The sequence below is a fragment of the Pseudomonas sp. TSRC2-2 genome, assembly GCF_049897785.1.
GTDB lineage: Bacteria > Pseudomonadota > Gammaproteobacteria > Pseudomonadales > Pseudomonadaceae > Aquipseudomonas.
In genome coordinates this window covers 365,055-388,526 of record NZ_JAFCWZ010000003.1, presented here as the reverse complement: position 1 = coordinate 388,526, position 23,472 = coordinate 365,055, and the positions used below count along the sequence as shown (strand labels likewise).

18 protein-coding genes are annotated in these 23,472 nt (G+C 61.1%); 15 read left to right on the top strand and 3 right to left on the bottom strand.

Translation table 11 applies throughout. The features are described from left to right. Positions 1–121: 121 nt before the first annotated feature. The 6 genes from ACP7D9_RS07795 (at position 122) to ACP7D9_RS07770 (ending at position 5,551) form a co-directional block, all read left to right on the top strand. Entirely contained in the window at positions 122–1,066 is a 945-nt protein-coding gene (locus ACP7D9_RS07795; RefSeq protein WP_101161054.1) for a choline ABC transporter substrate-binding protein, read from the top strand. Between the two features lie 121 nt (positions 1,067–1,187). Beyond that, complete coding sequence (locus ACP7D9_RS07790) at positions 1,188–2,075, top strand: 3-keto-5-aminohexanoate cleavage protein (RefSeq protein WP_101161058.1); 888 nt, start codon at positions 1,188–1,190, stop codon at positions 2,073–2,075. 130 nt (positions 2,076–2,205) lie between these two features. Then, positions 2,206–3,171 (top strand): L-carnitine dehydrogenase, encoded by a 966-nt coding sequence (locus ACP7D9_RS07785; RefSeq protein WP_426156542.1) that lies wholly within the window; start codon positions 2,206–2,208, stop codon positions 3,169–3,171. Between the two features lie 134 nt (positions 3,172–3,305). Beyond that, positions 3,306–3,782 (top strand): thioesterase family protein, encoded by a 477-nt coding sequence (locus ACP7D9_RS07780; RefSeq protein ID WP_426156540.1) that lies wholly within the window; start codon positions 3,306–3,308, stop codon positions 3,780–3,782. Positions 3,783–3,803: 21 nt separating this feature from the next. Beyond that, on the top strand, positions 3,804–4,967 hold the full coding sequence (locus tag ACP7D9_RS07775; RefSeq protein WP_426156538.1) for a gamma-butyrobetaine dioxygenase: 1,164 nt from the start codon (positions 3,804–3,806) through the stop codon (positions 4,965–4,967). 320 nt (positions 4,968–5,287) lie between these two features. Further along, positions 5,288–5,551, top strand: coding sequence for a hypothetical protein (locus ACP7D9_RS07770; RefSeq protein WP_008083190.1), 264 nt, complete (start codon positions 5,288–5,290; stop codon positions 5,549–5,551). Between the two features lie 89 nt (positions 5,552–5,640). Here ACP7D9_RS07770 and ACP7D9_RS07765 read toward each other — a convergent pair whose 3' ends face one another. Further along, positions 5,641–6,744 (bottom strand): GlxA family transcriptional regulator, encoded by a 1,104-nt coding sequence (locus ACP7D9_RS07765; protein ID WP_312999553.1) that lies wholly within the window; start codon positions 6,742–6,744, stop codon positions 5,641–5,643. Positions 6,745–7,293: 549 nt separating this feature from the next. Beyond that, entirely contained in the window at positions 7,294–8,670 is a 1,377-nt protein-coding gene (locus ACP7D9_RS07760) for an L-serine ammonia-lyase (protein WP_426156536.1), read from the bottom strand. A gap of 435 nt (positions 8,671–9,105) precedes the next feature. Between ACP7D9_RS07760 and ACP7D9_RS07755 the strand changes: the two genes are divergently transcribed. From ACP7D9_RS07755 to choV, 3 genes are all read left to right on the top strand, one after another. After that, entirely contained in the window at positions 9,106–10,053 is a 948-nt protein-coding gene (locus ACP7D9_RS07755; protein ID WP_426156534.1) for a choline ABC transporter substrate-binding protein, read from the top strand. Between the two features lie 77 nt (positions 10,054–10,130). After that, positions 10,131–10,976, top strand: coding sequence for a choline ABC transporter permease subunit (gene choW, locus ACP7D9_RS07750; RefSeq protein WP_426156532.1), 846 nt, complete (start codon positions 10,131–10,133; stop codon positions 10,974–10,976). Continuing rightward, positions 10,973–12,151, top strand: a complete 1,179-nt coding sequence (gene choV, locus ACP7D9_RS07745) for a choline ABC transporter ATP-binding protein (RefSeq protein WP_034153601.1) — start codon at positions 10,973–10,975, stop codon at positions 12,149–12,151. Before choW ends, choV begins: the two co-directional genes overlap by 4 nt. Before the next feature lie 173 nt (positions 12,152–12,324). Here choV and betT read toward each other — a convergent pair whose 3' ends face one another. Next, positions 12,325–14,322: a choline BCCT transporter BetT gene (gene betT, locus ACP7D9_RS07740; protein WP_101161077.1), complete on the bottom strand. Its 1,998-nt coding sequence runs from the start codon at positions 14,320–14,322 to the stop codon at positions 12,325–12,327. Positions 14,323–14,749: 427 nt separating this feature from the next. Between betT and betI the strand changes: the two genes are divergently transcribed. The 6 genes from betI to mdtD all read left to right on the top strand — a co-directional run bounded on the left by betI (position 14,750) and on the right by mdtD (position 23,423). Further along, complete coding sequence (betI, locus tag ACP7D9_RS07735; protein ID WP_203419794.1) at positions 14,750–15,370, top strand: transcriptional regulator BetI; 621 nt, start codon at positions 14,750–14,752, stop codon at positions 15,368–15,370. Positions 15,371–15,431: 61 nt separating this feature from the next. Continuing rightward, entirely contained in the window at positions 15,432–16,904 is a 1,473-nt protein-coding gene (gene betB, locus ACP7D9_RS07730) for a betaine-aldehyde dehydrogenase (protein ID WP_093097563.1), read from the top strand. 177 nt (positions 16,905–17,081) lie between these two features. Then, a complete protein-coding gene (gene betA, locus ACP7D9_RS07725; RefSeq protein ID WP_426156528.1) occupies positions 17,082–18,785 on the top strand; it encodes a choline dehydrogenase in 1,704 nt (567 codons plus the stop codon). Positions 18,786–19,065: 280 nt separating this feature from the next. Next, positions 19,066–20,508, top strand: a complete 1,443-nt coding sequence (locus ACP7D9_RS07720; protein WP_426156526.1) for a TldD/PmbA family protein — start codon at positions 19,066–19,068, stop codon at positions 20,506–20,508. After that, positions 20,508–21,845, top strand: coding sequence for a TldD/PmbA family protein (locus tag ACP7D9_RS07715; protein WP_426156525.1), 1,338 nt, complete (start codon positions 20,508–20,510; stop codon positions 21,843–21,845). Before ACP7D9_RS07720 ends, ACP7D9_RS07715 begins: the two co-directional genes overlap by 1 nt. 150 nt (positions 21,846–21,995) lie before the next feature. After that, positions 21,996–23,423 carry a multidrug transporter subunit MdtD gene (gene mdtD / locus ACP7D9_RS07710; RefSeq protein ID WP_101161095.1) on the top strand — a complete coding sequence of 476 codons (1,428 nt, stop codon included), beginning with the start codon at positions 21,996–21,998 and terminating at the stop codon, positions 23,421–23,423. The last annotated feature ends 49 nt before the right edge of the window (positions 23,424–23,472 follow it).

Below are 23,472 nucleotides of genomic sequence, written 5' to 3'. Positions count from 1 at the left end.
TCGCTACAGTGCAAATGCCAGTCGCCGCAGTGCGCTTTCACGGGCGCATAGCTGCGTAACTTGGCCTCACCGGTGCGCAGATGCCGGAAACCACAATAATCGAACTGCCGAGGAACCCGACATGAAACGACTGATCAGCAGCTGCGTTCTTGCACTCAGCGGTACCGCTTTCTTCAGCACCGGCGTGATGGCGGCCGAACCGGCGTCCTGCAAGAACGTGCGCATGGGCGTGGTCAACTGGACTGACGTGATCGCCACCAGTGCCATGACCCAGGTCCTGCTCGACGGCCTCGGCTATAGCACCAAACAGACCAGCGCCTCCCAGCAGATCATTTTCGCCGGAATTCGCGACCAGCGCCTGGACCTGTTCCTCGGCTACTGGAACCCGCTGATGACCCAGACCATCACGCCGTTCGTCGAAGCCAATCAGGTCAAAGTGCTCGAAGCACCGAGCCTGAAAGACGCCCGCGCGACCCTCGCCGTGCCGACTTATCTCGCCGACAAGGGTTTGAAAACCTTTGCCGACATCGCCAAATTCCAGAAAGAACTGGGCGGCAAGATCTACGGCATCGAGCCAGGCTCGGGCGCCAACACGCAAATCAAGGCAATGATCGCCAAAAACCAGTTTGGCCTCGGCAAGTTCCAGCTCGTCGAATCGAGCGAGGCCGGCATGCTCGCTGCAGTCGACCGCGCCGTGCGGCGCAAGGAAGCCGTGGTGTTCTTCGGCTGGGCACCGCACCCGATGAACGTCAATATCCAGATGACCTACCTGACCGGCAGCGAAGACGCCCTCGGCCCGAACGAAGGCATGGCCACGGTGTGGACGGTCACCGCGCCGAAGTACGCCGAGCAGTGCCCGAACATCGGCCGTCTGCTGACCAACCTGACCTTCACCGCCGAAGACGAGAGCCGGATGATGCAGCCGCTGCTTGACCACAAGGACGCTTTCGAATCGGCGAAGCAATGGCTCAAGGATCACCCCGAAGACAAGCAGCGCTGGCTCGAAGGGGTGACGACTTTCGATGGCAAACCGGCCGCTGAAAATCTGCAACTGACCAGCAAATAACCCCTCGATTGAAGAGCCGCTCACCCTGACCCTCTCCCCAAGGGAGAGGGGAATTTGACGACGCTTCGCAGCCCCGCCACGGGCTGCGAACAGACCCATCACGCCTGAAGGAAAACGCACCATGAACCACGACGTCATCATCACCTGCGCACTTACCGGTGCTGGCGACACGAGCGCCAAAAGTCCACACGTGCCGGTCACCCCGAAACAGATTGCCGCAGCAGCGGTGGAAGCGGCCAAGGCCGGCGCCACCGTCGTGCACTGCCATGTCCGCGATCCGCAGACCGGCAAGTTCAGCCGTGACGTGGCGCTGTACCGCGAAGTCATGGAGCGCATCCGCGAGGCGGACGTCGACATCATCGTCAACCTCACCGCCGGGATGGGCGGAGACCTGGAAATCGGCGCTGGCGAGAACCCGATGGAGTTCGGCCCGAACACCGATCTGGTCGGCCCGCTGACCCGTCTCGCCCACGTTGAGGAGCTGCTGCCGGAAATCTGCACCCTCGATTGCGGCACGCTGAACTTCGGCGACGGCGACACCATTTACGTCTCCACCCCGGCGCAACTGCGTGCCGGGGCCAAGCGCATCACCGAGCTGGGCGTGAAGGCCGAACTGGAGATTTTCGACACCGGGCATCTGTGGTTCGCCAAGCAGATGATCAAGGAAGGCTTGCTCGACAACCCGCTGTTCCAGCTGTGCCTGGGCATCCCGTGGGGCGCGCCGGCCGACACCACCACCATGAAAGCCATGGTCGACAACCTGCCGGCCGACGCGGTGTGGGCCGGTTTCGGCATCGGCCGCATGCAGATGCCGATGGCGGCGCAAGCAGTGCTGCTGGGCGGCAACGTGCGGGTCGGGCTTGAGGACAATCTTTGGCTGGACAAAGGCGTGCTGGCAACCAATGGGCAATTGGTTGAGCGCGCCACGGAAATCCTCAGCCGCCTCGGCGCTCGCGTGCTCACCCCGGCGGAAGGTCGCAAAAAAATGGGCCTGACCCAGCGCGGCTGATCCCATCACCCATTTCACCTGTAGGAGCTGCCGAAGGCTGCGATCTTTTGATTTTGATTTTTAGAAGCAAGATCAAAAGATCGCAGCCTTCGGCAGCTCGTACAGGGTCCTCGACCATCAGGGAATACCTATGCGCTTTATCACCGAAATCAAAACCTTCGCCGCGCTCGGCAGCGGTGTCATTGGCAGTGGCTGGGTCGCGCGCGCCCTCGCCCATGGCCTCGACGTGGTGGCCTGGGACCCGGCGCCCGGCACCGAAGCGGCACTGCGCCAACGCGTGGCCAATGCCTGGGGAGCTTTGGAAAAGAGCGGCCTGGCGCCGGGCGCCTCGCAGGATCGTCTGCGCTTTGTCACCACCATCGAGGAGTGCGTACGCGACGCCGATTTCATTCAGGAAAGCGCCCCCGAGCGGCTGGAGCTGAAACTCGATCTGCACAGCAAAATCAGCGCCGCGGCCAAACCCGATGCGTTGATCGGCTCCAGCACTTCAGGCCTGTTGCCGAGCGAGTTCTATGAGAGCTCGACGCACCCCGAGCGTTGCGTGGTCGGGCATCCGTTCAACCCGGTCTATCTGTTACCGCTGGTGGAAGTGGTCGGTGGCAAACACACCGCGCCCGAGGCAGTGCAAGCGGCGATGCAAGTCTACGAATCCCTCGGCATGCGCCCGCTGCATGTGCGCAAGGAAGTCCCCGGGTTCATCGCCGATCGCCTGCTCGAAGCGCTGTGGCGCGAGGCGCTGCACCTGGTCAATGACGGCGTGGCGACCACCGGCGAAATCGACGATGCGATTCGCTTTGGCGCCGGTTTGCGCTGGTCGTTCATGGGTACTTTTTTGACTTACACCCTGGCCGGTGGCGATGCCGGCATGCGTCACTTCATGGCGCAATTCGGCCCGGCGTTGCAATTGCCGTGGACGTATCTGCCCGCACCGGAGCTTACCGACAAGCTGATCGATGATGTGGTCGATGGCACCAGCGATCAGCTTGGCCGGCACAGCATTTCGGCGCTGGAGCGCTATCGTGATGATTGTCTGCTGGCGGTGCTCGAGGCGGTGAAAACCACCAAAGAGAAGCATGGGATGGCGTTCAGCGAGTAACCATTCAGCAGGTCTGGCCCCTACGCGAGCAAGCCCGCTCCCACATTGGTGTTGTGAACGACGCAGATCCAGTGTGGGAGCGGGCTTGCTCGCGAAGGCTGCAGTCCCGCCAACATCAACATCGGAGCCGTGCAATGCCCCACCTCACCACCTACCAAACCACCATCATCGCCGACTGGGTCGACTACAACGGCCACCTGCGCGATGCCTTCTACCTGCTGATCTTCAGCTACGCCACCGACGCGCTGATGGATCGTCTCGGCATAGACAGCAACAACCGCGAAGCCAGCGGCCATTCGCTGTTCACCCTCGAACTGCACCTCAATTACCTGCACGAAGTGAAGCTCGACAGCGAGGTCGAAGTGCGTACGCAGATCATCGGCCACGACAACAAACGCCTGCATCTCTATCACAGCCTGCACAAGGTCGGTGATGCGCAGGAACTGGCCGGCAATGAACAGATGCTGCTGCACGTCGACCTCGCCGGCCCGCGCTCAGCGCCGTTCAGCCCCGATACGTTGCATCGCCTGCAAGCCATCGTCGCTGACCAGACCGACCTGCCCGCCCCTGCTTACATCGGCCGCGTGATCACGCTGCCACCCGCCCGGTAATCCCTTCGATCAGGAGCCGCCATGAATACCGCTGCCGCTGTTGCCGATTTTCGTACCTATCCGTTGATCAGCGCGCTGCGTGGCGTGCAGGGTCTGGCGGATCGCGTTGTCATCGAATGGGCCGACGGGCGTGTCAGCCCGTTTCACCACGTCTGGCTGCGCGACAATTGCCCGTGTGATCAATGTGTCTACAGCGTCACTCGCGAGCAGGTCTTTGAAAGCGTCGATGCCGCCGAGGATTTGCAACCGCTGGCCACGCGCATCGACACCGATGGCGGTCTGCGCCTCGACTGGGAAGACGGTCACCTCAGCCGCTTCGACCCGGGCTGGTTGCGCGCTCACGCCTATGACGACCAATCCCGCGCCGAGCGCCTGGCCGGTAAACCGCAAAACCGTTTGTGGCACAGCGATCTGCAGTTGCCGGTGTTCGAATACACCGCGCTGATGAACGACAACGCTGCACTGCTGCAATGGTTGCTCGCCGTGCGCGACATCGGCCTGACCCAAGTGCGCGGCGTGCCGACCGAGCCCGGCTCGCTGAAATCCATCGCGCAACGGATTTCCTTCATCCGCGAGAGCAATTTCGGCGTGCTGTTCAACGTGCAGTCCAAGGCCGATGCCGACAGCAACGCTTACACCGCATTCAACCTGCCATTGCACACGGATCTACCGACTCGTGAGTTGCAACCGGGGCTGCAATTTCTGCATTGCCTGGTGAATGATGCCGAGGGCGGCGAGAGTGTTTTCGTCGATGGCTTTGCGATCGCCGATGCCTTGCGTCAGGAGGATCCGCAGCTGTTTCAGGCCTTGTGTGAAATCCCCGTGGAATTTCGCAACAAGGATCGGCACAGCGACTATCGCTGCCTGGCGCCAATCATCGCTTTGGATGCGCTGGGCCGGGTGGCGGAAATTCGCATGGCCAATTTCCTGCGCGGGGCGTTCGATACGTCGGTGGCGCAGATGCCGTTGCTCTATCGAGCTTATCGACGCCTTATCGCGATGACCCGCGAGCCGCGGTTTCGGCTGGTGCAACGGCTCAATCCGGGGGAGTTGTGGTGCTTCGATAACCGCCGCACGTTGCATGCGCGCAATGCCTTTGATCCGGCCACCGGGGCGCGGCATTTTCAGGGCTGCTATGTCGATCGGGATGAGTTGTTGTCGCGGATTCTGGTGTTGCAGAGGTAGACCTGTGGGAAGCTGGCTTGCCAGCGATGGCGTCAGCTCGATCAACATCCCGACCCCTGATTCACAGGCAAAAAAAACTCCGATCAAGCCGTGACAGGATCGGAGCTGAGGAGGGTACTGTTGAGGAGCTGCCAGGCGAGGGTGACCAAACCTTCGTGAAGCGAGCTGGAGCCAGTGTGCCTACTCGCCAAGCCAGTCGATTAGCCGAAAACGACCTGTTCATAGTCGTCCCGGCCACCGCGACAAAACGCCCTTGCCGCGTCCGGTCGGGGCCACCAGAATCGAGCCAAGACCTCCGTTGCCACAGAAGGATTTGCGTGATGATGTACGCCGATTTGATTGACCAGGAAGATCTGTTGGGCCAGCTCAAGGCCTTGGGTATTCAGGTGCCGAGCGGTACCACCGCCGAGCAGGCCTGCGAGTGTGCAGTGCGCGGCCTGGACAATGTTCGCGCATTCGAACTGCGCAAGATGGTCAAGGACATGTACACCAGTGGCGCGAGCATTCAGCCGGCGGTGCGTCAGGCGATCGACAAGCAGTTGTTGCCGGCACTCGCGGACTATCAGCAAAGTCATAGCGCCTGACAGGTCCTCTTCGCGAGCAAGCCCGCTCCCACATTTGAAATGCATTCCAATGTGGGAGCGGGCTTGCTCGCGAAGAACGATGACTCGGTTTACAGCCTTACGCTGGCAAACGTCGACTCATTACGCGCCTGACTCAACGCCGACATCGGCCCCGACAGCGGCGACATCACGATGGCCTGCGGCAGTGGCAGCATTGCCACTTGCTGGGTGGTGTTGGAGCCGACGCGCTCGTCACGCGGCGGAATGCCGAAATATTCGCGGTAGCACTTGGAGAAATGCGGCGTAGAAACGAAACCGCACACCGACGCCACTTCGATGATCGACATCGGCGTCTGCTTGAGCAGTTGCCGGGCGCGGATCAGCCGCAGCTTCAGGTAATAACGCGACGGCGAGCAGTGCAGGTATTTCTGGAACAGCCGCTCCAGCTGTCGACGCGACACCGCGACATACACCGCCAGTTCATCGAGGTCGATCGGCTCTTCCAGATTGGCTTCCATCAGCGCAACGATTTCCTGCAGCTTCGGCTGGTTGGTGCCGAGCATGTGCTTGAGCGGCACGCGCTGGTGATCCTGTTCATTGCGGATGCGTTCATAGACGAACATTTCCGAGATTGCTGCCGACAATTCGCGGCCATGATCACGGCTGATCAGGTGCAGCATCATGTCCAGCGGCGCGGTGCCGCCGGAGCTGGTGAAACGGTTACGGTCGAGGGTGAACAGGCGTGTGCTCATGGCCACTCGCGGAAACGCTTCCTGCATCGCCGCCAGACATTCCCAGTGCACGCTGCAATCGAAGCCGTCGAGCAGGCCGGCGCAGGCCAGCGCCCAGCTACCGGTACACACCGCGCCAAGCCGCTTGGACTGGCGCGCCTGGCTTTGCAGCCAGGACACATGTTCACGGGTCACGGTGCGTTGAATGCCGACCCCGCCGCAGACGATAACAATGTCCAGTGGCGGGGCTTTGTGCATGGAGGCGTCGGGGGTGATCTGCAGCCCGTCACTGGCCCAGACCTGGCCGCCGTCAACGGTGAGGGTGCTCCAGCGATACAGCTCGCGACCGGACAACTGGTTGGCCATGCGCAGCGGCTCAACGGCGGACGCCAGGGAAATCAGCGTGAAATTGTCCAGCAGCAGAAAGCCGATGGATTGAGGCGCACGGTTCTGGGGTTGGGCCCCGGAGTTGAACGTCGTCATCGCGGTATCTCCTCACACAAAGCGGGTGGTGGCCTCAGGCGGAGGCTCTTGTTATTGCCGGCGTTCTCACAAGGGAAGCAGGCTTTGTTATGACAGAGCAATTGCCATGCCTAAAGTTGGATGGCCATTCAATAACTCCTGAAAACGACCTCGCGACGTGTCTATTCGAGACCTGCGAACAGGGCATTTCGAAGTGCCATCAAGCGTCGAGAACACCCTGCTCCGCGCTCCGTGAGCAGATCGGTAGCACTTGTGGGAACAGGCCTGCAGGGGATTCGTACAAAATGTAACCACAAGCACGGACGACGGACGGTCAGCTAACGACCGACAAGTCACAAGCGACATTGGCTCTTGTCTGATTGCGACGCGCCAAAACGTGGCGCGGTTAAATGGTGGTGTTCCTTTCGTGAGCAGTTTTGACTGGTCTGGCCCCTTCGCGAGCAAGCTCGCTCCCACAATAGATCTCCAGTGGACAAAAAATTTGTGAACCCCAGGGTTTCGATGTGGGAGCGAGCTTGCTCGCGAAGCATTCAACTCGGTGCTGCTGACTCAGCACTCCACCGCACTGACCGCCAACCCGCCCCGCGACGTCTCTTTATATTTGTCATGCATATCCGCGCCGGTATCACGCATGGTGCGGATCACCCGGTCGAGCGAAATAAAGTGCTGGCCATCGCCGCGCAGGGCCATCTGCGCCGCATTGATCGCCTTCACCGCCGCAATCGCATTGCGCTCGATACACGGCACTTGCACCAGGCCGCCAACCGGATCGCAGGTCAGGCCGAGGTTGTGCTCCAGGCCAATCTCCGCCGCGTTGCACAATTGTTCAGGGGTGGCGCCAAGAATCTCCGCCAGCCCCGCCGCTGCCATCGCGCAGGCCGAACCGACCTCGCCCTGACAACCGACCTCCGCGCCAGAGATCGAAGCATTCTTCTTGCACAAAATGCCGACCGCCGCCGCGCCGAGGAAATAGTCAACGACATTGGCGTCGGTGACCGCTTCGCTGAATTTCATGAAATAGTGCAACACCGCCGGAATGATCCCCGCCGCGCCGTTGGTCGGTGCGGTGACCATGCGCCCACCGGCAGCGTTCTCTTCGTTGACCGCCAGGGCGAACAGATTCACCCATTCCATCGCGCTCAGCGTCGAGCCGATGACATTGGGTTTGTTCAGTTCCTGCAGACTGCGGTGCAACTTCGCCGCGCGCCGGCGCACGTTCAGCCCGCCGGGCAGAATGCCCTCGTGCTTCAACCCTTGTTCGACGCAATCCTGCATCGCCCGCCACAGCTTCATCAGCCCGGCGCGGATTTCTTCTTCGCTGCGCCAGACCCTTTCGTTGGCCATCATCAGTTCGGCGACGCGCAGGTTGTGCGTTTTGCACAACTGCAGCAGCTCGACCGCGCTGGAGAAGTCGTAGGGCAATTCGGTGCGATCGAGGTCGACTACACCGCTGGCCGCTTGCGCCTCGTCCACGACAAAGCCGCCGCCGACCGAATAGTAGGTGTCGCGATGCAACTCACCGTGATCCCCCTCGGCAACGATAGTCATGGCATTGGGATGGAACGGCAGGTTTTCATCGATCAGGCGCATGTCGCGCGCCCAGACAAACGGCACCGCCAGGCTGCCATCCAATAGAAGCGTGTCGGTCTCGCGCAGCGCCTGAATGCGCGGGCCGATCTGCGCCGGGTCGATTGCGTCCGGCCACTCGCCCATCAGACCCATGATCACTGCGTTGTCGCTGCCGTGACCGATGCCGGTGGCGGAAAGCGATCCGAACAACTGCACCTCGATGCGCCGCACCTGTTCCAGCTGATGCTTGCCGCGCAGCGACTCGACGAACAATGCGGCGGCGCGCATCGGCCCGACGGTGTGGGAACTGGAAGGGCCGATGCCGATTTTGAACAGGTCGAAAACGCTGATAGCCATTGCTGCGAAGCTCCTGAGAATACCGGTCCGGGCGGCAAAAGCGCCCGCTGGCGGAGCTGCTACGCTCAAGCTGCGATCCGCCGAATGCCGGCATCATCGGGCTTTTGTCGGCGCGCTCGGCGTCTGACACCGACGCAGTCATGTCCAGCAGCGTCGTTACGTTTTCGCCCCGCAAATACGCCGTTTTTATGCCGTTGAGCAGGTCATCGGGGGCGGAAAAAAGCTGTAAGCGACGTCACCGACACTGGAAGCGACCATCCCTGTACTGGATACGACCCTCCCTGTAGGCGTCAGATTTTCACTGGTACATGATCGGGATGACTCGATTGCAAGGCGCTGCGGTAGAGCTGTCGTCAGAACGCCACCAACCGCAACCCATAAGTGCGGTGGTCCACAGTCGGAACACTGCCAAAAAAAACACCAAGGAGTCCATCCATGAAAGGTTCCCCGTCGTTGTTGTTGGCCGCCCTGCTGAGTCTGCCGTTACTGGCGCAAGCCGCAGAACCGGCACAGTGCAGCCTCGTTAACTTCTCTGATGTCGGCTGGACCGACATCACCGCGACCACCGCCACCACTTCCGTTGTTCTCAACGCCCTCGGTTACAAGACCAAGACCACCATGATCTCCGTGCCCGTGACCTACAAGTCGCTGGCCGACGGCAAGAACATGGACGTGTTTCTCGGTAACTGGATGCCGACCATGGAGAACGACATCAAGCCGTATCGCGATGCCGGCACCGTCGACACCGTGCGCACCAACCTCAAGGGCGCCAAATACACCCTCGCCGTGCCGCAAGCCCTGTACGAAAAAGGCCTGCATGACTTCGCCGACATTGCCAAATTCAAGAAAGAACTCGACGGCAAGATCTACGGCATCGAGCCTGGCAACGACGGCAACCGGCTGATCCAGAGCATGATCGACAAGGATGCCTTCGGCTTGAAAACCGCTGGCTTCAAGATCGTCGAATCCTCCGAGGCCGGCATGCTCTCGCAAGTCGACCGGGCGCAGAAGCGCGACACCGCCGTGGTCTTCCTCGGCTGGGCGCCGCACCCGATGAACAAGCGCTTCAAGATTCAATACCTGACCGGCGGCGACGACTTCTTCGGCCCCGATTTCGGCGCCGCCACCGTGGCGACCAACACCCGCAAGGGTTACGCCGAAGAATGCAGCAACGTCGGTCAGTTGTTGAAAAACCTGGAGTTCACCGTCGACATGGAAAGTGAACTGATGGGCAACATTCTCGACGACAAGATGAAGCCTGACGCGGCCGCCAAGGCCTGGCTGAAAAAGAATCCACAGGTGCTCGATACCTGGCTCGCTGGCGTGACCACCATTGACGGTAAACCAGGCCTGGAGGCCGTGAAAGCCAAGCTCGCGCCTTGATTTGAAAGGCACCGCTTATGCCGGGCAGGCGTGCCTGCCCGGGCTGTTAATTTCCTTGCATGCGGACGTTCACTACCATGCTGATTGATCAGAAAATACCTTTAGGCCAGTACATCGCGGGCTTCGTCGAATGGTTGACGCAACACGGCGCCAACACCTTCGACGCAATCGCCGTGACACTGGAAACGATGATCCACGGCGTGACGTTTGCGCTGACCTGGTTCAACCCACTGGTCTTGATTGGCCTGATTGCAATCATCGCCCATCTGATTCAACGCAAGTGGGGCCTGACCGCGTTCGTGGTCGCCTCGTTCCTGCTGATCCTCAACCTGGGTTACTGGCAGGAAACCATGGAAACCCTCGCCCAGGTGCTGTTCGCCACCCTGGTCTGCGTGTTGATCGGCGTGCCGCTGGGCATCGTCGCCGCGCACAAACCGATGTTCTACACCATGATGCGGCCGGTGCTCGATCTGATGCAGACCGTGCCGACCTTCGTTTACCTCATTCCTACCCTGACCCTCTTCGGGCTGGGTGTGGTTCCGGGCCTGATCTCCACGGTGGTCTTCGCCATCGCGGCGCCGATCCGCCTGACCTACCTGGGCATCCGCGATGTCCCGCAAGAACTGATGGACGCCGGCAAGGCCTTCGGCTGCTCGCGTCGCCAATTGCTCTCACGGATCGAACTGCCGCACGCCATGCCGAGCATCGCGGCCGGCATCACCCAGTGCATCATGCTGTCGCTGTCGATGGTGGTGATCGCAGCACTGGTCGGCGCCGACGGACTCGGCAAACCGGTGGTCAACGCACTGAACACTGCTGATATTGCGCTGGGCTTCGAAGCAGGCCTGGCAATCGTACTGCTGGCGATCATGCTCGACCGTATCTGCAAACAACCCGACGCCAAAGCAGGGGGTGACGCATGAGCATAATTCGCTTCGAAGACGTCGACGTAATCTTCTCCAAGGACCCGCGCGAGGCACTCAAGCTGCTCGATCAGGGCATGACCCGCAACGAGATCCTGAAGAAGACCGGTCAGATCGTCGGCGTGGAAAAAGCCACGCTGGACATCAACAAAGGCGAGATCTGCGTGCTGATGGGCCTCTCCGGCTCGGGCAAATCGAGCCTGCTGCGCTGCATCAACGGCCTCAACACCGTGAGCCGCGGCAAGCTGTTCGTCGAGCATGAAAACCGTCAGATCGACATCGCGTCCTGCACGCCCGCCGAGCTGAAGATGATGCGCACCAAGCGCATTGCCATGGTGTTCCAGAAGTTCGCCCTGATGCCATGGCTGACGGTGCGCGAAAACATCAGCTTCGGTCTGGAAATGCAGGGTCGACCGGAAAAGGAACGCAAGAAGCTGGTCGATGAAAAACTCGAACTGGTGGGCCTGACCCAATGGCGCAACAAGAAGCCGGACGAACTTTCCGGCGGCATGCAACAGCGCGTTGGCCTCGCCCGCGCGCTGGCCATGGACGCCGACATTCTGCTGATGGACGAACCGTTCTCGGCCCTCGACCCGCTGATCCGTCAGGGTCTGCAGGATGAATTGCTGGAGCTGCAACGCAAGCTGAGCAAGACCATCGTGTTTGTCAGCCACGACCTCGACGAGGCGCTGAAACTGGGTAGCCGCATCGCGATCATGAAAGACGGCCGGATCATCCAGTACAGCGTGCCGGAAGAGATCGTCCTCAACCCGGCAGACGACTATGTGCGCACCTTCGTTGCGCATACCAACCCGCTCAACGTGCTCTGCGGCCGCAGCCTGATGCGCACACTGGACAAGTGCAAACGCATCAACGGCTCGGTATGCCTGGACCCGGGCGGCGATTCGTGGCTGGACCTGGCCGAAGGCAATACCATCAAAGGCGCACGGCAGAACGGTTCGGTGCTGAACCTGCAGAACTGGGCACCGGGGCAAGCGGTGGAAGGCCTGGAGCGCAAGCCGACGCTGGTGGACTCGAACATCGGCATGCGCGACGCGCTGCAGATTCGATATCAGACCGGCAACAAGCTGGTGCTGCATGATGACAATCATGTGGTGGGGATTCTGGGCGACAGCGAGTTGTATCACGCGTTGTTGGGCAAGAATCTGGGGTAAACCCGCAGACACGAAAACGCCGCGAGAGGATCGCGGCGTTTTTGTTTGAAGATCAAAAGATCGCAGCCTTCGGCAGCTCCTACAGGATAATGCGATCCATGTAGGAGCTGCCGAAGGCTGCGATCTTTTAAAGGAACAATGCGGTGTCTCCGGAGAAACACCGCGCTCGGTGTTTAGCTATAAACCCGACCCAGCAACTGCCGATGGCTCTCGAACTGATCCAGCACATCCCGGGTAATCTGCTCCGGCGTAAAGCCCATCAAGTCATAATCCTGGCTGCCATTGTGCAGATACACCTCAGCCCGGTAATAACGCTGCCGCGCTTCATCGGACTGCGCCGATTCGGTCGGGGTCGCCAGATAACCGTCCAGGCTGACTTCGTAAACGAAAGGGTTGCCCTCTCCCATCTCGACCCGCACGCCCATGCAACGTTTGGCCTTGCCCAGCAGCGTCTGCACTTCAATGCCCTGATTGCGCAATTGCGCGGCGGCGTCTTCCAGCGCCGGGGTGACGTGCTTGTCCATGAAACGCTGAACCACCGATTGGCTCGGTTGCAGATCCAGTTGCGTCAAGCGCTCGCTGAAACCGCGACGTCCGCGCTCGGCCAGTTGCGCCTGCTCCTGCTCGATCTGCACGTCCTGACGCATCGCCTTGTGCAGGCCGAACATGAAGCAGATCAGCACCACCGAGAACGGCAGGCCGGCCAGCACCACCATGGTCTGCATGGCTTCGAAGTTGCCGGCGAACAGCAGGCCGATGGTCACCAGCGTGATCACTACCGACCAGAAAATCCGCAGCCAGTGCGGCGCATCTTCATCGACGTTCCCGCCCTTGCACGAAAGATTCGCCATCATCACCGCGCCGGAGTCGGCCGGGGTCAGGAACAGCACGAAGCCAACGAAGATCGACACACCGATGACGACTTTCGACGCAGGGTAGTGCTCAAGCAATTGATAAATTGCCATCGACGGCTGTTCCAGTGCCGTCTTGCCCAACTCCACCGCGCCGTGGTTCATCACCAGATCCAGCGCCGAGTTACCGAAGATCGACAGCCACGCCAAAGTGAAGCCCAGCGGAATCAACAGCACGCCGGCGACCAGTTCACGCACAGTGCGACCACGGGAAATCCGCGCAATGAACATGCCCACGAATGGTGCCCAGGAAATCCACCACGCCCAGTAGAACAGCGTCCACAGGCCCAGCCAGCGATCGGACTTGGCGTTGTCGCCTTCATAGACGTACAGGTCGAACGTCTTCAGCACCACGCCGTTCAGGTAATCACCGATGTTCTGCACAAAACCATTGAGCAAGTGCAGGGTCGGGCCGAACAGCAGGACGAAAATCAGCAAGCCGCTGAACAGCACGATGTTCAGGTTGGACAGACGCCGGATGCCGTTTTCCACGCCGGACACAGCAGCGATGGTCGCCACGGTGCTCATGACGATAATCACGATCAGCAGGTTGGTGTTGCTGTGTTCCATGCCGAACAGGTTTTCCAGCCCCGACGATACTTGCAGCGAACCGATGCCCAGGTTGGTCACCAGCCCCAGCAGCGTCACGAACATGCCGAAGCCGTCAACCGCATGCCCGGCCGCGCCTTTGACCCAACGCTCGCCGACCAGCGGATACAGCGCCGAACGCAACGCCAACGGCTGGTTATGCCGATAAGCAAAGTAAGCCACGGCCAGACCGACCAGTGCGTAGATTGCCCAGCCATGCAGGCCCCAGTGCAGGAACGTCAGCTGCACCGCCTGACGCGCGGCCAGATTGCTGGCCGACGTGCCTTCCGGCGGATTGAAGTAGTGATCCAGCGGCTCGGACGCGCCGAAGTACAACAGCGAAATGCCGATGCCAGACGAGAACAGCATCCCCGCCCATGCGCCGTAACTGAAATCCGGGGTGTCGTCCTTGCTGCCCAGTTTGAGTTTGCCGTACGAGGAAAACGCCAGACCGACCACGAACACCAGGTACGCGGCGATCACCACCATGTAGTACCAGCCGAAGCTGCGCGACAACCAGGCTTGAGCCATCCCCAACACTCTGCCGGCCTCTTGCGGGGCGATGATCAGAATGGCGGTCAACAACAGAATCAACGCGGTCGAGGTGTAGAACACCCAACCGTTGACCGTCACCTTCTCGGGCGGGGTCTTTATTAGCGAGGCAGAACTCATGGCACAAATGCTCCAGGCAGTGCGAGAGAAGAACACAAGGCATCACGGAACCCGACCAATCGGTTAGTTGGCAGCCGACCGGCGGGTGATATAAAGACACTCCGAAAAAAGCCCGAACCTGCCGAAATGGCGCGCTGATCGCTTTCGTGGCCCCGGTGTGCGGACGTTCATCCGAAACCTGGTCCCGAGCGTCTTGCCCTTTCAACACGTCCATCGAATCGCGAACCGCGCCATGCCCCACGCAGGTTTCGAGCCGTTTCAGGTGTCGGTTTTTATCGTCATTACACGTAGGAAAAAGCTGTAGGCAGCGACGAATTGTCGCGGATCTTATTCTTTGTTGATTGAACGTTCAATCAAAACAAAATAGACTGGCCCTCAATCCGATCGGCGTCATTCGCCCCTCGGAAGGCCTAAGGAGATGTGCAAGATGCCCAAGGTCGGTATGCAACCCATCCGCCGTCAACAACTGATCGAAGCCACGTTGCAAGCGGTCGATCAGGTCGGAATGGGGGACGCCAGCATTGCGCTGATCGCCCGTTTGGCCGGTGTCTCGAATGGCATCATCAGTCATTACTTTCAGGACAAGAACGGCCTGATCGCCGCCACGATGCGGTACCTGATGAGCGTCCTCAGCGAGAACGTCACCGCGCGCCGTCAGGCGCTGACAGATGACAGCCCACGGGCGCATCTGCAGGTGATCATCGAAGGCAACTTCGACGCCAGCCAGGTCAATGGCCCGGCAATGAAAACCTGGCTGGCCTTCTGGGCCACCAGCATGCACCAGCCGTCTTTGCACAGGTTGCAGCGGATCAACGATCACCGTCTGTATTCCAACCTGTGCTGCGAGTTCCGTCGGGTGTTGCCGCTCGAAGAAGCGCGCAATGCCGCGCGAGGCCTGGCAGCGTTGATTGACGGCTTGTGGTTGCGCGGCGCGCTGTCGGGAGACGCTTTCGACACGGCGCAGGCGCAACGGATCGCTTACGAATACATGGATTTCCAATTGGCCAAGCAGGCAGGTCAGAGCACACAGAAACCGCTCGACGCCTGAACCCCACCGTAGCGTCATCGCGGTGGCCAAGGCCAACAACCAATGCACTTGCGAGGACACTATGGCCCGTTTCGAACTGCAAAAACTCTACATCGATGGCGCGTACACCGACGCTGGCAGCGATGCCACCTTCGAAGCCATCAACCCGGCGAACGGTGAAGTCCTCGCCCAAGTGCAACGCGCGACCAAGGAAGACGTCGAGCGCGCTGTGGTCAGCGCCGAAAAGGGCCAGAAGATCTGGGCCGCGATGACCGCCATGGAGCGTTCGCGCATCCTGCGTCGTGCCGTCGACATCCTGCGCGAGCGCAACGATGAGCTGGCCGCGCTGGAAACCCTGGACACCGGCAAATCCTTCTCCGAAACCAAGTACGTCGACATCGTCACCGGCGCCGACGTGCTGGAATACTACGCAGGCCTGGTGCCCGCCATCGAAGGCGAGCAGATCCCGCTGCGTGACACCTCGTTCGTTTACACCCGTCGCGAGCCGCTGGGCGTGGTCGCCGGTATCGGCGCGTGGAACTACCCGATCCAGATCGCCCTGTGGAAATCCGCGCCAGCCCTGGCGGCCGGTAACGCGATGATCTTCAAGCCAAGCGAAGTCACTTCGCTGACTACCTTGAAACTGGCCGAGATCTACACCGAAGCCGGCGTGCCGAACGGCGTGTTCAACGTCCTGACCGGCAGCGGCCGTGAAGTCGGCACCTGGCTGACCGAGCACCCGCGCATCGAGAAAATCTCCTTCACTGGCGGCACCGACACTGGCAAGAAAGTCATGGCCAGCGCCTCGGCTTCGTCGCTCAAGGACGTGACCATGGAACTGGGCGGCAAGTCGCCACTGATCATCTGCGACGATGCTGACCTGGATCGCGCCGCCGACACCGCGATGATGGCCAACTTCTACAGCTCCGGTCAGGTCTGCACCAACGGCACCCGCGTATTCGTACCCGCGCACCTGAAAGCCGCGTTCGAAGCCAAGATCGTTGAACGCGTTGCGCGCATTCGCGTCGGCAACCCGGAAGACGAAAATACCAACTTCGGTCCGCTGGTCAGCTTCGCCCACATGGAAAGCGTACTGGCCTACATCGAGAAAGGTAAGGAGCAAGGCGCACGCGTCCTGTGCGGCGGCGGTCGTCTGACCGACGGCGAATTCGCCAAAGGCGCGTTCGTGGCACCGACCGTGTTCACCGATTGCACCGACGACATGACCATTGTCCGTGAAGAAATCTTCGGCCCGGTCATGGCGATCCTCTCCTACGAAACCGAAGAAGAAGTGATCCGCCGCGCCAACGACACCGACTTCGGCCTCGCCGCCGGTATCGTCACCCGCGACCTGAACCGCGCGCACCGCGTAATTCATCAGCTGGAAGCCGGCATCTGCTGGATCAACGCCTGGGGCGAGTCCGACGCGAAAATGCCGGTGGGCGGTTACAAGCAGTCGGGCGTGGGCCGTGAGAACGGGATCAGCTCGCTGAACAACTTCACCCGCATCAAATCGGTACAGGTTGAATTGGGCGATTACGTCTCGGTGTTCTAAGACCCGGGTTTGTATTGCTCGCGAGGCCGCCTTCGCGAGCAGGCTCGCTCCCACAGGTTTGGTGTCATGCACCAGATCTGTGGCATCCCCGATCCCCAGTGGGAGCCAGCCTGCTGGCAATTGAGTGCGCAGCACTCGCCCGGCCTGACCTGACCAACTTCAAAGAGGGTGCATTCAATGTCCCAAGAATTCGATTACATCATCATCGGTGCCGGCTCGGCCGGTAACACCCTGGCGACCCGTCTGACTGAAGACGAAGGCGTCACCGTTCTGCTGCTCGAAGCCGGCGGTCCGGATTACCGTTACGACTTCCGCACACAGATGCCGGCCGCGCTGGCGTTCCCGCTGCAGGGCCGTCGCTACAACTGGGCCTATGAAACCGATCCAGAGCCACACATGGACGGTCGCCGCATGGAGTGCGGTCGCGGCAAGGGCCTCGGTGGTTCGTCGCTGATCAACGGCATGTGCTACATCCGTGGCAACGCCATGGACTATGACGGCTGGGCGAAACTGCCGGGCCTGGAAAACTGGTCGTACCTTGATTGCCTGCCGTATTTCCGCAAAGCCGAAACCCGTGACATCGGCCCGAACGATTACCACGGTGGCGACGGCCCGGTCAGCGTGACCACACCGAAAGCCGGCAACAACCCGCTGTTCCACGCCATGGTTGAAGCGGGCGTGCAGGCCGGTTATCCGCGCACCGAAGACCTCAACGGTTACCAGCAGGAAGGCTTCGGCCCGATGGACCGCACCGTGACGCCGAATGGCCGTCGTGCTTCCACCGCCCGTGGTTATCTCGACGTCGCCAAAAAGCGCTCGACCCTGACCATCGTCACCCACGCGCTGACCGACAAGATTCTCTTCGAAGACAAGCGTGCAGTCGGCGTGCGTTATCTGATCGGCGACGCTGAAGAGCGCGTCGAAGCCAAGGCGCGCAAGGAAGTCCTGCTGTGCTCCGGCGCCATCGCGTCGCCGCAGATTCTGCAGCGCTCCGGTGTCGGCCCGGCGAAACTGCTGGAAAGCCTCGACATCCCGGTGGTCCACGACCTGCCGGGCGTTGGTGAAAACCTCCAGGATCACCTCGAGCTGTATCTGCAATACGCCTGCACCCAACCGGTCTCGCTGTACCCGTCGTTGCTCTGGTACAACCAGCCGGCCATCGGTGCCGAGTGGCTGTTCAACGGCACCGGCATCGGCGCCAGCAACCAGTTCGAGGCCGGCGGTTTCATCCGTTCGCGTCCGGAATTCGAATGGCCGAACATCCAGTACCACTTCTTGCCGGTGGCGATTAACTACAACGGCAGCAACGGTGTGAAAGAGCACGGTTTCCAGGCGCACATGGGATCCATGCGTTCGCCGAGTCGTGGCCGCATCCAGGTCAAATCCAAGGATCCGCGCCAGCACCCGAGCATCCTGTTCAACTACATGGCCACCGAGCAGGACTGGCAGGAATTCCGCGATGGCATCCGCCTGACCCGGGAAATCATGCAGCAGCCGGCACTCGACGCGTTCCGTGGCCGAGAAATCAGCCCCGGCATTGACGTGCAAACCGATGAGCAGCTCGACAAGTTCATCCGCGAGCACGCTGAAACCGCGTTCCACCCGTCCTGCTCGTGCAAGATGGGCACCGACGAGATGGCGGTGGTCGACGGTGAAGGCCGTGTGCACGGCATGCAGAGCCTGCGCGTGGTCGATGCCTCGATCATGCCGATCATCACCACCGGCAACCTCAACGCACCGACGATCATGATGGCCGAGAAAATCGCCGACAGGATCCGTGGCCGCAAGCCGCTGCCGCGCAGCAATGCCGCTTACTACGTCGCGAACGGCGCGCCGGTCAAAGGCAAGCCGATGCGTGATATCACCCCGGTTACTCAATAAAACCGTAATACCGAGGCGCGGCCTTCGCGAGCAGCCCGCTCCCACATTGGATCCTGGTGTTCACAAATTTTGTGTTCACTGAAGATCTACTGTGGGAGCGGGCTTGCTCGCGAAGGGGCCCTCACATTCAGCACAAATTCCCCTGCTGCGCAGTAAATCCCCATACACCCCCTCTTCACTTGATCCTCCCCCCACGCAGGCCTACTCTAGACCTCGCGCAACCGTATTACCCCCTCCCCGCTGTCGCCATGCCGCTACTCCATTACAAGGAGGTTCACGAATGTTCGATTTCCACCCCCAGCTCAAGCAGCGCTTCGCTGCCTTGCGCACGGGCGCTGAATTTTTTTCCCTGCGGTATGTACGCGAGTCAGGGCAGTACCTGTCGGTGCGCAAGAACGTCGCCGAACCGCCGAGTCTGAGCCGCGATGAGGGGGCGATGCTCACCGTGCGCGTCAATGGCGTCGAAGCCTACGCGGCGACCAATGACCTCTCGCAACAAGGCCTGCAAGCCGCCCTCGAACGCGCCGAGCAACAGGCCCGCCGCCTCAAGCCGCACGCCTTGCTCGATCTGCGCGAGCAGCCGCTTTCCAGCGACCGCGCTGATTATTTTTCACCCAACCTCGAACAGCCCTTCCCGTCACTGAGCGAATGCTTCGATCTGCTTGGTGCGGAATCCGCCTCGGTGCCCAAGGATGAGCGCCTGGTCAATTGGCAGGTGAGCATTGGCATTACCCACGTTGAACAGATTTACCTGAGCAGCGCCGGGGCCCAATTGCGCCAAGCGCAGCGCTTCGTCTACCCGGGTCTCGACGTCACCGCTTACGACGGCAACGACAGCCAGACCCGCAGCCTCGGCCGCGAGAACTTCGGCCAGCAGGGTGGCGCCGATGTCATCAGCCGTTGCGGCCTGGTCGGTGCCGGTCCGCAAGTCGCCGATCAGGCCCTGCAACTGCTGCTCGCGCCAAACACCCCGCAAGGCCCGCGCGACCTGCTGCTGATGCCCGATCAAATGATGCTGCAGATCCACGAATCCATCGGCCACCCGCTGGAACTCGACCGGATCCTGGGCGATGAGCGCAATTACGCCGGCACCAGTTTCGTCAAGACCAGCGACTTCGGCAGCCTGCAATACGGCTCGAAGCTGCTCAACGTGACCTTCGATCCGGGCATTCCCGAAGAACTCGCCAGTTACGGGCATGACGACGACGGCAGCCAGGCGAGCAAACAATTCCTGATTCGCGACGGCCTGCTGCTGCGGCCACTGGGTGGGGCGCTGTCGCAATACCGCGCCGGCCTCGATGGCGTTGCCAACAGCCGCGCGTGCAGCTGGAACCGCGCGCCGATCGACCGCATGGCCAACCTCAACATCGAGCCGGGTGATCAGACGCTCGAGCAGATGATCGGTGGTATCGAACACGGCATTCTGATGAGCACCAACCGTTCATGGTCGATTGACGATGCGCGCAACAAATTCCAGTTCGGCTGTGAATGGGGCCAGTTGATCGAGAATGGTGAGCTTAAAGGCGTGGTGAAAAATCCCAACTACCGGGCCATTTCCGCGCACTTCTGGAAAAGCCTGCGCGCCGTCGGCGACGCCAACACCGTCAAGGTGCTGGGTACGCCGAACTGCGGCAAGGGCGAACCGAACCAGGTGATTCGCGTCGGCCACGCTTCGCCGGCCTGCGTATTCAGTAACATTGATGTGTTTGGGGGAGACGCCTGATGAGCATTTCGAAGCGTCAGTCCGACGCCTTCAAGGTCATGGTCAACTGGTTGCGCGACAGCGTGCGCGAGCCGGAACAGTTCACGCTCAGCTACGCCGCCGAAGCCTCGGCATTCGTGCGTTTCAATCACGCCAAGGTGCGCCAGGCCGGGCAAGTGCAGCAGGCCAACGTTGGCCTGAAACTGATCGACGACGGTCGCCATGCCGACCTGCAAATCACCTTGTCCGGGGATCCGGAAGCCGATCTGCAACGGCTCGCTGAAGGCCTGCAACAATTGCGCGAAACCCTGCCGCTGCTGCCGCAGGATCCGTACCTGCTGCTCAATCACAACAGCTGGCAGAGCACACATGTACAAGCGCATCCGCTGCCGGACACCGAACATGTCGTCGGGCAAATCTGCGCCGCCGCTAAAGGTCTCGATCTGGTCGGTTTTTATGCTGCCGGTCCGATCAGTCGCGGTTTCGCCAGTTCCGCCGGCGCGTTCGGCTGGCATGAAGCCAACAGTTTCAATTTCGACTTCAGCCTGTTCCACGAAAATGGCGAAGCGGTGAAGGCCAGCTACGCGGGGCACGACTGGAGCGACGAGGGTTTCGCCCGGCGTTTCGCCCTGGCCCGCGAACAGCTCGAGTTTCTCGGCCGACCGTTACGCACTCTGGCGCCGGGTCAGTACCGCGCCTATCTGGCGCCGGCAGCGCTGGAAGAAATCATGGGCATGCTCAGTTGGGGCGGGTTCTCGGCGCAATCGATCGCCAGCAAAAGCAGTCCACTGCAGAAGCTCTACGTCGGCGACCAGACATTCAGCCCATTGCTGTCGCTGGATGAAAAAGTCAGCGAATCGCTGAGCCCGGCGTTTTCCGCTGAAGGTTATCCGCGCAGCGATCTGCGTCTGATCATCGAAGGACGGGCCGGCGATCAACTGGTCGGTTCGCGCAGCGCTGCCGAATACGGCCTGGCGGCCAACGGTGCGGGCGGCGGCGAGATGCCCAGTGCGTTGAACATGGCCGCCGGTGATCTGTCGCAAGAAGAGATCCTCAAGCAGTTGGGCACCGGGCTGTACATCAGCAACCTGTGGTACCTGAACTACTCGGATCAACCGGCGGCGCGCATGACCGGCATGACCCGTTTCGCGACCTTCTGGGTCGAGAATGGCGAGATCCAGGCGCCGGTCAGTACCATGCGTTTCGACGACAGCGCCTACAACCTGCTCGGCTCGCAGCTGGAAGCGTTGACTGCCGAGCGCGAATTGCTGTTGTCGGCGAGTACGTACAGCCAGCGCAACACCTCGTCATCGCTGTTGCCGGGTGCGCTGGTCAGCCGACTGACCCTGACCCTGTAAACGCAAAACCTGTGGGAGCGGGCTTGCTCGCGAATGCGGTGTATCAGTCACCCTGTCTGTCGACTGAAAAACTGCATTCGCGAGCAAGCCCGCTCCCACACTGACTGCGCTAGACAATGGACATGCATTAACTCCAACAACAGAGGTTCCATGCCCAACCGCCCGCCTCTCGACGCCATCACCGCCCGCTGGTTGCCGTGGGTCGTCGCCATTGCGTTCTTCATGCAGTCCCTCGACGGGACCATCCTCAACACTGCGCTGCCGGCCATGGCCAGCGATCTGGCCGAAGACCCGCTGCGCATGCAGGGCGTGATCATCGCCTACATGCTCACCGTGGCTCTGTTAATCCCAGCGTCAGGCTGGATTGCCGACCGCTTCGGCACCAAGAAGATTTTCTTCGGCGCGATCCTGCTGTTCAGTTTTGGCTCGCTGCTCTGTGCGTTGTCCAGCAGCCTCGGCATGCTCATCGGAGCCCGCGTCATTCAAGGCCTCGGCGGTGCGCTGATGCTACCGGTCGGGCGGCTGGTGGTGCTGCGCGCCTATCCGCGCTCGGAACTGGTGCGAATCATGGGTTTCATCACCATTCCCGGCCTGCTCGGCCCACTCATCGGCCCGACCATGGGCGGCTGGATGGTGGAATACGTGACGTGGCACTGGATTTTCCTGATCAACCTGCCGGTCGGCGTGATCGGCTGTTATGCAGTGTGGAAATTCATTCCCGACCTGCGCGGCACGGAGCGCACGCGCTTCGACAGCCTCGGCTTTCTGCTGTTCGGCGCGGCGATGATCCTCATCACCATCGCCATGGAAGGCCTTGGTGAACTGCACCTGCCGCACCTGCGGGTGATGTTGCTGCTGTTCGCCGGCATGGCCTGTCTGGCGGCGTACTGGCTACGCGCCGGGCACATCGAAAACCCGTTGTTCGCGCCGTCATTGTTCAAGACCCGCACGTTCGCCGTCGGCATTCTCGGCAACCTGTTTGCGCGACTGGGCAGCGGTGCTCTGCCATTTCTGGTGCCGCTGCTGTTGCAAGTCGCGTTGGGCTATTCGCCGTCGCAAGCCGGGATGAGCATGTTGCCGCTGGCGGCGGCGGCGATGGTCGCCAAGTGGGTGGCGCGGCCGCTGATCGAACGCCTTGGCTATCGCATCGTGCTCACCGGCAACACGTTGGCGCTGGGGGTCATGCTGGCGAGCATGGGTCTGGTCAGCGAACAGACGCCGTACTGGTTGCTGCTGTGCCTGCTGGCAGTGCTGGGTGCGATCAACTCGCTGCAATTCACCGCGATGAACACGGTAACCCTGATCGATCTCGATGATGCCAGCGCCAGCAGCGGCAACAGTTTGCTGTCGGTGGTGGCGCAGTTGTCGCTGAGCCTCGGCGTGGCCTGCGCCGGCGCGCTGCTCGGCGGCTTCACCGCGAAAGTCGGCAACGATGGCGTGGAAACCGTGCTCGGTGCGTTCCAGCTGACCTTCGTCACGGTCGGGGTGATGGCGATGCTGGCGGCGACGATCTTCTCGCAGCTGTCGAAGGAAGACGGGCGCCGGGCGAAACGGCCGCAGGAGCACATCGAACATTAATCGCTGTTCGTCCAGAACTGTCGAGGAAACGGGCACGGGGCTGCTACAC